Origin of the sequence: Clostridium sp. ZBS2 (assembly GCF_023845855.1) — a bacterium.
Lineage (GTDB): Bacteria > Bacillota > Clostridia > Clostridiales > Clostridiaceae > Clostridium > Clostridium aquiflavi.
Genome location: NZ_JAMQIF010000004.1, coordinates 68,256 through 80,393 on the forward strand (window position 1 = coordinate 68,256; position 12,138 = coordinate 80,393).

At 28.0% G+C, this 12,138-nt stretch carries 9 protein-coding genes and 1 other annotated feature; of the genes, 7 read left to right on the forward strand and 2 right to left on the reverse strand.

Annotated features, from left to right (window positions below):
* Positions 1-249: 249 nt before the first annotated feature.
* The gene (locus tag NG918_RS01610; protein ID WP_012451448.1) at positions 250-459 is read right to left on the reverse strand and encodes a (2Fe-2S)-binding protein; all 210 of its coding nucleotides are present in this window, start codon (positions 457-459) and stop codon (positions 250-252) included.
* Positions 460-950: 491 nt separating this feature from the next.
* On the opposite strand from NG918_RS01610, the gene NG918_RS01615 reads away from it, so the two are divergent.
* The 6 genes from NG918_RS01615 (at position 951) to NG918_RS01640 (ending at position 11,200) form a co-directional block, all read left to right on the forward strand.
* Positions 951-3,011, forward strand: a complete 2,061-nt coding sequence (locus NG918_RS01615) for a 5'-nucleotidase C-terminal domain-containing protein (RefSeq protein ID WP_252224207.1) — start codon at positions 951-953, stop codon at positions 3,009-3,011.
* 158 nt (positions 3,012-3,169) lie between these two features.
* Positions 3,170-4,345 carry a YibE/F family protein gene (locus tag NG918_RS01620; RefSeq protein WP_252215719.1) on the forward strand — a complete coding sequence of 392 codons (1,176 nt, stop codon included), beginning with the start codon at positions 3,170-3,172 and terminating at the stop codon, positions 4,343-4,345.
* A gap of 278 nt (positions 4,346-4,623) precedes the next feature.
* Positions 4,624-4,861 (forward strand) — a binding site (T-box leader).
* Between the two features lie 73 nt (positions 4,862-4,934).
* Complete coding sequence (gene ileS, locus NG918_RS01625; RefSeq protein ID WP_252215715.1) at positions 4,935-8,045, forward strand: isoleucine--tRNA ligase; 3,111 nt, start codon at positions 4,935-4,937, stop codon at positions 8,043-8,045.
* A gap of 106 nt (positions 8,046-8,151) precedes the next feature.
* Positions 8,152-9,150: a LacI family DNA-binding transcriptional regulator gene (locus NG918_RS01630; RefSeq protein WP_252215713.1), complete on the forward strand. Its 999-nt coding sequence runs from the start codon at positions 8,152-8,154 to the stop codon at positions 9,148-9,150.
* Between the two features lie 120 nt (positions 9,151-9,270).
* Positions 9,271-9,696, forward strand: a complete 426-nt coding sequence (locus tag NG918_RS01635; RefSeq protein ID WP_252224214.1) for a viral A-type inclusion protein — start codon at positions 9,271-9,273, stop codon at positions 9,694-9,696.
* A 124-nt stretch (positions 9,697-9,820) separates the two neighbouring features.
* On the forward strand, positions 9,821-11,200 hold the full coding sequence (locus NG918_RS01640) for an MATE family efflux transporter (protein WP_252215708.1): 1,380 nt from the start codon (positions 9,821-9,823) through the stop codon (positions 11,198-11,200).
* A 54-nt stretch (positions 11,201-11,254) separates the two neighbouring features.
* Here the strand turns inward: NG918_RS01640 and NG918_RS01645 are convergent, their stop codons facing one another.
* On the reverse strand, positions 11,255-11,440 hold the full coding sequence (locus tag NG918_RS01645; RefSeq protein WP_252215706.1) for a hypothetical protein: 186 nt from the start codon (positions 11,438-11,440) through the stop codon (positions 11,255-11,257).
* A 109-nt stretch (positions 11,441-11,549) separates the two neighbouring features.
* Here NG918_RS01645 and NG918_RS01650 point away from each other — a divergent pair, with 109 nt between their 5' ends.
* The gene (locus NG918_RS01650) at positions 11,550-12,125 is read left to right on the forward strand and encodes a nucleoside recognition domain-containing protein (protein ID WP_252215705.1); all 576 of its coding nucleotides are present in this window, start codon (positions 11,550-11,552) and stop codon (positions 12,123-12,125) included.
* Positions 12,126-12,138: the final 13 nt, after the last annotated feature.

A 12,138-nucleotide genomic window follows, 5' to 3' on the forward strand; every position in this document is an offset into this window, starting at 1 on the left:
ACATAATAGTCTAATTAGTATTTAATTATTTTAAGATGCTTTAGTATAGTGTTGATATATGCATAAGTAAAGTGGACTAAGTAATTGAACTTAGGAATACTAAAATGAGTATAGTCCTATTTCAGCTTGTTCCCAATGTAAAATTGTGACAAGCAATAAATATGACAATACTCATTAAGAATTCTCAAAATCCAATTACAATGCCATTTTACCTATTGCATATATCAACAGATATTTAAACATAGTAAATTAGTTTAGTTCCTTTATTAAATCATTTATTTTTTCTGAACACTTTCTTCCTTTGCAACATCCTGATCCTGCACCGGTTGCTTTTTGAACTTCTTCGTAAGTTGATGCACCATTTACTATAGCTTCTTTAATTTTTGCTCTAGTTATACTTTTACAAGTGCAAGTCTTTGTTATTTTATCTAAAATATCTTTATTTAAATTGTTATCCATATATATTTTCTCCTTATATGCTTTAAATTCTTATTTATTAAATTAAAACATCTTAATTAAAATGAGTCAATGTTAAATAATAATAATTATCCATTACATTAATAAATACTAAGTAGATATTTTACTATGATTTATAAAAATATCTAGTTAAGTAAGTATTAAGAAAACTACTGTATAATTAAAATAAAATAGTATATAAATTTTAGTTGTAAAACTATTATAAATATGGATCTAATTAGTTAAAGGGATGTTAATGCATCTCTTTTTATTTAATTTTTTGCAATTTAAATTATATGTTTATTAAGTAAATAAGCTATAAAATATTAAAAGATATGAATAGTTTATATAAAACTATAAAATTTATCATAATTAATGATAATGATTACAGTAGCATGTCTTTTTTTATAAAAACCTATATGTTATAATTTTCTATATATATAAAATTAATCAAACATATCAAAAAAATTAAAAATTTAGGAGGCAAAAATTTAATGTTTAGACGTTTTAAAAACAAAAAATTCTTATCGTCAATAGTAGCGTCAATGATGGTATTTACTTTATTTACACCAATGACAGTAAAAGCAGATACTAAAACTGATACTAATAATGAAGTAGTTGACTTAACTGAAAACAAGACAACTAGTTCTAGTAAAGAAGCTCTTTTAGCCAAAGATGGTAACGTTAACTTGCAAATTTTAACAACTACAGATACTCATGGTAGATTCTTACCGTATGATTATGCTGTAAATGTTGCGGACAACTCAGGAAGCCTTGCACAAATATCAACAGCAGTTAATGAATTAAAAGCTAAAAATCCTAATAACACAATTGTTGTTGATGCAGGAGACATTATCCAAGATAACTCAGAATCATTATTTATAAATGAGTCAAGTAATCCAATGATAGCTGTAATGAATAAAATAGGCTATGATACTTTTACTTTAGGAAATCATGAATTTAATTATGGAATACCAGCATTAAAAAATATAATGAAACAATTTAATGGTACTGTACTAGGTGGAAATGTATATGATACAGATGGTAAAACAAGAATTGCAGCACCATATGCAATAGTTGAAAGAAGTGGAGTTAAGGTTGGAATAATAGGTATGGTAACACCTAATATTACTAAATGGGATTCTGCTAATTTAAAGGGTTATAAAGTTACTAATCCAGTAGACGAAACTAAGGCTGCAATTGCAGAACTTAAAAAGAAAAATGTAAATACAATAATTGCTGTTGATCATATTGGAGAAACTCAAGAATATGGCACAGACGGATCAAGTGCTATTGAAATATTAGAACAATGTCCAGAAATAACAGCTTTTGTAGCAGCACATTTCCATGTAAAAATAGCTGGTGATTATTATTATGATCATAAAATATACTCTTTAAATCCTAGTGATAATAAGGTTAAAGCAATAACAAAAGACGGAACTATCACTGAAGCAACTATAGCTGATTATAATAAAGCAAAAACTAATGGAACAGTAATAGTTGAAGCTTATAAATGGGCTAAAACTCTTGGTCAAATTAATATTAACTTAACTAAAAATTCTAAAGGTGAATATGTAGTTGCAGATAAATCAAAAGATATCACTACAGCTCTTTATGACATGGCACCTAAGAATGGAACAGCTGTACAAGTTGATAATGAAATCGCAAAGTCATTAGAAAGTTATAATAAAAGAGCAATTGATGATGCTAATACACCTATTGGTACTTTAAAAGGTGGTAATTTAACACCTGCAAATGAAGTTAAGGGAATAGATCAAGCTAAAATTCAACCTACTCCAATGCTTAGTTTAATAAATGAAGTTCAAATGTATTATGGAGAAAAGGTAGCAAATCATAAAATAGATGTTTCATCTGCTGCAGTATTTAAAGATGGACAAAATATATTAGAAGGACCAATAAAGAAGTGTGATACTGCTAATATATATAAATTTGACAATACATTATATGCCCTTAAGATAACAGGAAGTCAACTTAAGAAATATATGGAATGGTCTTTTTCTTATTACAATAAGTACAATCCTGGAGATTTAACAGTTTCATTTAATCCAAATACACCAGGATATAATTTTGATATGTTTGCTGGCGTAAAATATAATGTAGATATATCAAAAGATGCTGGAAATAGAATAGTTAATTTAACTAGAATGGATGGAAGCAAAATAAATGATTCAGATGAACTTTATTTAACAGTTAATAACTATAGAGGAGCAACTCAATTATTAACTCCTGGTGTTATCTTTAAAGAAGGTGAACAACTTCCAACACTTGTAGGAAAATCAGAAGAAACAGCAGGTTTAGGTGAAGGAAGAATAAGAGAGTTAATTGGAGAATATATTAAAGATGTTAAAGGTGGAACTATAACTCCTAGATGTGATAATAACTGGAGTATTATAGGTAACAATTGGGATAAAGAACAAAGAAAAGCAGCAGTTAAATGTATTAATAATGGAAGCGTAACTTTATCTGGCGTTGCAGAAGAACAAACATCTTCTAATGCAAAATCTGTAACTTGGGATGACGTAAAAGGCAAATAAAATAGAATTTATTTTAAGTAAAATTTCAGTAGAATTTTTAAACACATACTTAAGATAGAGCTAAAATAAAAACATTGTAAAGTCATAGAGATACTGTAAGTTACTCCCTATGACTTTACTTGATTTTAAACATAATATTTTTTACAGTAGGAGTAATTATGAAAAAAATAGATAGAAACAAATATGCATGCATAATTATATTAGCAATAATGGTATTAGGATTATTCACATTTTCAACTATACAAGCTAATAAACAAGAACTTAATATTAATAAAAATTATTCCTTTGCAAAAGCAAGAGTGGATAAAATAACTTATGATAATATATATGAATTAGATGATGAAAGCAAAAATGTATTAGAAACTAAGCAAGAATTTGAAATTACAATACTTGATGGTGAACATGTAGGAGAAAAATATAAAATAAGAAATACAATAGAATCTATAGATATGCATCGAATAATTGTTAGTGAAGATGATGAAATAGTAATAAACTATACTGTTTCAAATGAAGGTCAAATAAATTCAATACATTTATATGAGATGGTTAGAGAAAATTACTTATATCTTCTAATAGGAATATTTATGTTTTCTGTAATTTTAATTTGTGGTAAGAAGGGTGCTAAATCTATATTAACTTTGATTTTTACAAGTTTCATGATAATAAAAGTTTTACTTCCAATATTAATAAGTGGATTTAATCCACTAATAGCAACCCTAGTAGTTTGTATTTTAACGGTGGCATCCTCTTTATTTTTTATAAATGGAATAAATAAAAAAACAATAATCTCAATAATTGGAACAATTGGTGGAATTGTAATTGCAACTATTATGGCGATTATTATAGGAAATATGTGTAAAATAACAGGCCTTGCAGAAACTGAATCACAAATGATTGCATATTCTAATTCTAGTTTAGGTCTTAATTTTAAACATATAATGTTTTCAGCAATTATAATTGGTTCTTTAGGCGCTGTTATGGATGTTAGTGTTTCAATTACTTCTGCCATGGATGAAGTATTACAAATAAAAAACAATATAAGTAAAAAAGATTTTATAAAAAGTGGTATGAATATTGGTAAAGATATTATAGGGGCTATGTCTAATACTTTAATTCTAGCTTATGCAGGCGGAGCCTTCAGCTTAATATTTTTACTTGCTGCTCAAAAAATGACATATACTAATATTATTAATATGGAAATAATATCTACAGAAATAATAACAGCTTTTGCAGGAAGTCTTGGTCTTGTTTGGACTGTGCCAATTACGGTATTTGCAATGGCTACTTTAGTTTTTAGAAATAATAAACAAAATAAAATTAAACCTATGAAATAGAAAAAAATGTGAATAGTGAGAGTAATAATGTAAATAATAATAATATGCATAAACAGAATTCTCAATATGTAATTAATGATTTACATAATAAAGGTGATTAGCTATTAATATGTGGATTAGTGAAGTTAAATAGAATATTTTTAGTTCTTGTAAATAAATTTAAAAGAAATAGAGTATAAAATTGTAAAAATATCAATAATTAATTTAAATATTTACAATAGTTTTAAGACCATGAATTGACATTTAAAAATTGTTAATATATAATGTTACAATAAAAAGAAAAGACTTTGATTAGGAAAAGTAACTTAGACTTAACTTTTAGAGAATAGCTGGTTGGTGCAAAGCTATAGGGAAGCTAAGAGAAGATCACCTAGGAGTTGGAAACTGAAAGGCATTTATGTTTATTAAGTTGTCACGTGGCCTGCGTTAAAGGATAGAGTATGTAAGTACTTGAACTAAACACTATTAATAAAGTGTTAGCCTTAGGTGGTTTGCGATTTTAACTTCGTCCTGTGGGATGGAGTTTTTTTTATATTAAATTTTAAAAAGTAATAATGAAAAAGTACTAATTATGAAAGGGGAAAATAAAATGTATAAAAAAGTTGATTCTTCAAAAAGTTTTGTAAATATGGAACAAGATGTAGCAAAACTATGGAATGAAAAAAACATTATAAAAAAGAGTTTTGACTCAAATCAAGATGGTGAATATTTTACTTTTTATGATGGCCCTCCAACAGCAAACGGAAAGCCACATGTTGGTCATATATTAACAAGAGTTATGAAAGATATAATCCCAAGATATAAAGTTATGAAGGGTTATAAAGTAATAAGAAAAGCAGGTTGGGATACTCATGGTCTTCCAGTTGAACTTGAAATAGAAAAGAAACTTGGTATTTCAGGAAAAGGACAAATCGAAGAATATGGTGTAGAGAAATTCGTTAAGGAATGTAAAGAAAGCGTATTTACATATGTTAGCATGTGGGAAAAGATGACTGAACAAATTGGTTATTGGGTTGATATGGAGCATCCATACGTAACTTACCACAATCCATATATTGAATCAGTATGGTGGGCTTTAAAACAAATGTGGGATAAGGAACTTTTATATGAAGGACATAAGGTAATGCCTTACTGCCCAAGATGTGGAACAGCTCTTTCATCTCATGAAGTTGCTCAAGGATATAAAGATGTTAAGGACTTAACTGCTATTGCTAAGTTCAAAGTAGTAGGAGAAGAAAACAAGTTTATATTAGCTTGGACAACAACTCCATGGACATTACCATCAAATTTAGCTCTTTGTATAAATAAAGCTTACACATATATAGAAGCAAAAGTGGAAGAAGAAGTTTATGTATTAGCTAAAGATTTAGCTGATAAAGTTCTTGGAGAAGATTACGAAATAATAAGAGAATTCAAAGGAACAGAACTTCTTGGAACTAAATATGAACAATTAATGCCTTTTGGTAAAGTTGAAGGAAAAGCTTTTGAAGTAATTCATGGCGATTATGTAACATTAACAGATGGTACTGGTATAGTTCATATAGCACCAGCTTATGGTGAAGACGATAGTTTAGTTGCTAAAGCAAATGGAATAGCTTTTATCAATTTAGTTGATAAAGAAGGTAAATTCGTAGAAGAAGTTACTCCATGGGCAGGTAAATTTGTTAAGAAGTGTGATGATAGTATTTGCAAATGGCTTGAAGAAAATAATAAGTTATTTAAAACTGCAAGACATCTTCACTCATATCCACATTGTTGGAGATGTGACACACCACTTCTTTACTATCCAAAAGAAAGTTGGTTTGTAAGAATGACATCTCTAAGAGATAAACTTTTAGAGAATAATAACAAGATTAATTGGTGCCCTGATAACATTAGAACAGGTAGATTTGGTAAGTTCTTAGAAAATGTTATTGACTGGGGTATTTCAAGAGATAGATATTGGGGAACTCCACTTCCGATTTGGGAATGTGAATGCGGACACAAAGAATGTATAGGAAGTATTGCAGAACTTAAGGAAAAAGGAATTAATGTACCAGAAGATATAGAACTTCATAAACCTTATATAGACAATGTACATTTAAAATGTGCTCATTGTGGTAAGGAAATGAAGAGAACTAAGGAAGTTATTGACTGTTGGTTTGATTCAGGATCAATGCCATTTGCTCAATTGCACTATCCGTTTGAAAATAAAGAATTATTTGAACAAAACTATCCAGCTCAATTTATATCAGAAGCTGTTGACCAAACAAGAGGTTGGTTCTATACATTACTAGCAATTTCAACTGCTGTATTTGATAGAAATCCATTTGAAAATTGTATTGTTTTAGGTCATGTTCTTGATAAGAAGGGCTTAAAGATGTCAAAATCTAAGGGTAATGTTGTAGATCCTTTTGAAGTTTTATCTTCTCAAGGTGCAGATGCTACAAGATGGCATTTCTATACTGCAAGTGCTCCATGGCTTCCAACTAGATTCTCAACTGATGATGTAGGAGAATCTCAAAGAAAGTTTTTAAGTACTTTATGGAATGTATATTCATTCTATGTGTTATATGCAGATATAGATTCATTCAATCCATTAGAATATGCTGACTTTAAGTCTGAAAATGTAATGGATAAGTGGATAATGTCTAAGTTAAATACATTAATTAAAACTGTTGATGAGAAGTTAAATTCTTATGATATAACTGCAGCAGCATTAAGTATTGAAGAATTTACTGATGAATTATCTAACTGGTATGTAAGGAGAAATAGATCTAGATACTGGACAGAAACTGTTAATGATGACAAAATAGGAGCATATGTAACTTTATATAGAGTTCTTGTTACTTTATCAAAGGTTGCAGCACCATTTGTACCATTTGTAACAGAAGAAATTTATCAAAACTTAGTAGTTAATTTAGATAATGCAGCAGAAGAAAGTATTCACTTAACTAGATGGCCACAAGTTGATGAAAGTGCTATAAACAAGGAATTAGAAAAAGAAATGGATTTAGCTTACACAATAGTTAAGCTTGGTAGAAGTGCTAGAAATGGTGCTAATATTAAGAACAGACAGCCACTTTCAGAAATTTTAGTTTCTATAGCATCACTTCCTGAATATTATGGTGATATTATAACTAATGAGTTAAATATTAAAGAAATTCAATTTGGTGCAGATCTTTCAGAACATGTTAACTTTGAACTTAAGCCAAATTTACCTGTACTTGGTAGAACTTATGGTAAGTTAATACCTGGAATCAGAAAAGAAATAGCTGCTAGAAACCAAATGGAATTAGCTCAAAAGATTAAGGGCGGAGACGTTGAAGTTATAAACGTTGATGGAACTGAAATTGAGTTAAATTCAGAAAGTATTCTTGTAACTATGCAAGGTTTAGAAGGATATGCTTTTGCTGGTGAAGGTGAAATTGGTGTTGTTCTTGATACTCATATTACTGATGAGTTAAGAGAAGAAGGCCATGTAAGAGAAGTTATTTCTAAAATACAAAACATGAGAAAAGATAAAGGCTTTGAAGTAGCTGATAAGATAAAACTTTATGTAGCTAACAACGAGTTATTATTAGATATAATTAAAAAATTCTCAGAAACAATAAAGAAAGAAACTTTAACTTCCGATATTATTTATAATGAAACTTGTGATTATACACAAACTATTATAAATGGTGAAAACTTAGATATGACAGTTGAGGTTGTTAAGTAATAATACATTTAATAGGCTAGAATCTAAGTTACTACTTTTGACTCTAGCCTTTTATCAATAAATAGTAGTTTATATAATTACTTTAAAATATAAAGGAGGAATGGTTATGGCAGCTTCTATTAAGGACGTTGCAAGAGAAGCGGGAGTTTCGATAGCAACAGTTTCTAGAGTGTTAAACGATATTGATGTGGTTAATGAAGATACTAAAAAGAAAGTATTGGATGCAATAAAATTATTAGGATATAGACCTAATATAATAGCTAGAAGTTTAAAAACACAAAAAACAAAAACTATAGGTATACTATTACCTGATGTATCAAATCAACTTTACCCAGAAATAGTAAGAGGAGCCGAAGATGTTTCTAATATATATGATTACAATGTAATCTTATGTAATTCAGATTTAGATATAGAAAAAGAAAAAGAATATTTAAGAGTTCTTAAAGAAAAAATGGTAGATGGAGTGCTTTATATGAGTAGTTCACTTCAAGAAGAAATTTTAGAATTGATTAATGAATTAAATTTAAAAACTGTTCTTGTTGAAACTAAAGATAAAGAAAGCAGATTACCAAGTGTTACAATAGACAATATAAAAGGAAGTTATGATAGCACAAAGTATTTAATAGGAAAAGGTCTTAGAAATATTGCTTTTATAGGAACTGAAAAGAATCATATGAATGCTTGGGGAGATAGATACATAGGATACGAAAAAGCTCTTAAAGAAGACGGCATTGAATTAGATCAAGAATTAGTATACTTAGATACAGTAAAAGTAAAAACAGGATATGATGCTATTGATGAATTCATAAGTAAAAATAAAAAATTTGATGGAATTGTATGTGCATCAGATGAAATTGCTATGGGAGCAATAAATAGATTAAGAGAAAAAGGATATGAAATTCCTAAAGATGTTAGTGTTATAGGATTTAATGATAACTATGCAGCTTCAATTTTCTATCCAAAGATAACAACTATTTCTCAACCAACATATGATATGGGATCAGTTGCAATGAGAATGTTAATAAAAATCTTAAATGATAAAGAGCTAGAAACAGCTCATTATGTTTTAGAACATGAATTAGTAGAAAGAGATAGTACAATTTAAATAAAAGGTATTATTATAAGTAAGATGCAATAAAAGTATTAAGTTATTTTATTGCACCTTATTTTTATATAATAAATACGGTTTTTATAGATAAAATATATTTAAGGAGGACGTGAATTAATGAAAAAAAGGGTACTTGTGTGCTTTTTAATAATAATAGTTATTTTGTTAGCAGGATTTCTTGTTAATAAGAAAAATTCAAAAGTCACAGAAGAAGAATTTAGTTATAAATTAGAATATGTTAAATCACTTAATGATATAGACAAGTCATTACCAACAGTTATATTTTTTAAAGGATTAATAAATAAAGAAGAAAGCTTAGAGTCTGAGATAATGTTAAAGGATTTGAAAGATGAGATTAATTTTAACTTAGTCCATATAAGCTTAGATTATGTAACTAACGAAGAACAACAAAATCTTATAGATAAATATAATATTACTGAAGTTCCTACTATAGTCGTACAAGATAAGCATCAAATTGACATAGCAACTTATAATCATATTACATACGAAAAACTTAAAGAATTAGTTAAAGGTTTAATTTAAAAGTTTACATTTAGTTTAAATCAATGTAATTAGCGTGAAATATTGAATTGTAAAATTTTTTACTAAATGTTAGAATGATTAGTATTGTAATTATAAGAATTATACAAAAAGAGGAGGAATTTTATTGAACGATCAAAAGAGATTAGGAGAAATCGGAATAGGAAAATTATTATTAGAATTTTCAATACCAGCTATTGTTGGAATGTTAGTAATTACTTTATATAATATAATTGATAGAATTTATATAGGCAATATTCCTGAAATAGGGAATTTAGCGATAACTGGAGTTGGGATAACATTGCCTATTATGACAATTGTTATGGCATTTGGTATGTTAGTTGGAATAGGGACAGCTACAAGAATATCAATTAAATTAGGTGAACATGATAAAGAAAGTGCAGAACATCATTTAGGAAATGCATTTACATTAATAATAATAATAAGTATATTATTAACTGTAGTAGGATTAATTTTTATGCGTCCACTTTTAATTATGTTTGGAGCAAGTGTAAACACTATAGGTTATGCAGTTGATTATATTAGAATAATATTTATTGGAACTATATTTAATATGATTGGTTTTGGTTTAAATCACTCTATAAGAAGTGATGGAAGTCCTAAAGTTGCCATGCTTTCAATGCTAATAGGAGCAATTATAAATATAATATTAGATCCAATATTTATATTTGTACTAGATCTTGGAGTAGCAGGCGGAGCAATTGCCACTGTAATTTCTCAAATAGTATCAGCTATATGGATTTTATACTACTTTACTAAAGGTAAGGGTATACTTAAAATAAGAAGAAAATATCTAAAATTAAATAAAAAAGTTGTTGTTAGCATATTTTTAATTGGTATGAGTCCATTTAGTATGCAAGTTGCTCAATGTGCAGTACAAGTAATTTCAAATAATTCTCTTCAAATGTATGGAGGAGATGCTGCAATTGGAGCTATGACAATAATAAATAGTTTAGTTATGATATTTTTAATGCCTATTTTTGGATTGAATCAAGGTATGCAACCAATTGTAGGTTATAATTTTGGAGCTAAAAAATATGATAGAACTAAAAAGACATTAAAATATACAGCAATAGTAGCTACTGTAATAGTAACAATAGGATTTATAGTTGTAGAAACAATACCTGAATTATTAATTTCAATATTTAATAGAGATCCAGAGCTTTTAAGAATTGGTACATCAGGAATGAGAATCTTCTTGGTTATGCTACCATTAATAGGAGCTCAAATAGTAACAACAAATTATTTCCAATCAATAGGTAAAGTCAAAGTTTCAATGTTTTTAAGTTTATTAAGACAAGTTATAATCTTAATACCATTTTTAATAATAATTCCAAAATTCATTGGATTAACAGGAGTATGGGTTGCTGGAGCAGCTTCTGATTTGATTTCATCATTAATAACATTAATAGTATTCTTAAGATATAATAATAATTTAAAAAAAGATTCAATTAAGAAGAGCAGTACTCAAGTATTAGAAGCTTAAGTTTTATATAAAATAATCCCACATCTTAAAAAATTAAGATGTGGGATTTTATTTTTATAATATTCCTTCGTTTTTTAAAAGGTTTTCTAAATTTTGAACTGTTTCAGACAACAATATAAACTTTTCTTTTATTTGTTCTTTTGAATCAGCATTTTCACTAAGAGATTTTTCCATATCTTGTACAGTCTTTAGTGCATTTTCTATATCTTGTTGTGCTATTTTTAAGTTTTCTTCCTTCATAAAGTTTCTCCTTTAAGTCAATTTATATTGAATACATATATCCTATCACTACTAAAAAATAAGTGCAAGGCATATATATGTAAAGAATAATTACATTTTGGAGGAGAATATGATTAATTATATTTGGTTTGCTATGATTTTTTTTGGAATTTTAGTTGGCTTAATAAGTGGTAATGGAGATATAATTTCTAAATCAATAGTTAATGCATCAGGGTCAACAGTCACTTTTATAATTGAGCTTACTGGAATAATGTGTTTTTGGTGTGGCGTTATGAAGGTGGCAGAAAAAAGTGGTTTGACAGAAAAAATATCCAGAGTATTGAAGCCCTTTTTAAAACTTATTTTTAAAGATGCAGCCAAGGATGAAAAAGCTTTAGGTGCTATAGTTATGAATCTTACAGCAAATATGATGGGACTTTCTAATGCAGCAACACCTTTTGGAATTAAAGCTATGGAAGAAATGGATAGGTTAAATGGTAAGAAGGAGAGGGCATCTAATGACATGGTGCTTTTTTTAGTTTTAAATGCAGCATGTATTCAAATAATACCTTCAACAATTATATCTATAAGAGCAGCTTGCAATTCTGTTAATCCGGGAGTTATTATAATTCCTGCTTTAATATCTACAGCTACAGCAGCGACAGTAGGAATAATATGTGCAAAGATATTACAGAAATATTTTTAAGGGAGCTGATGAT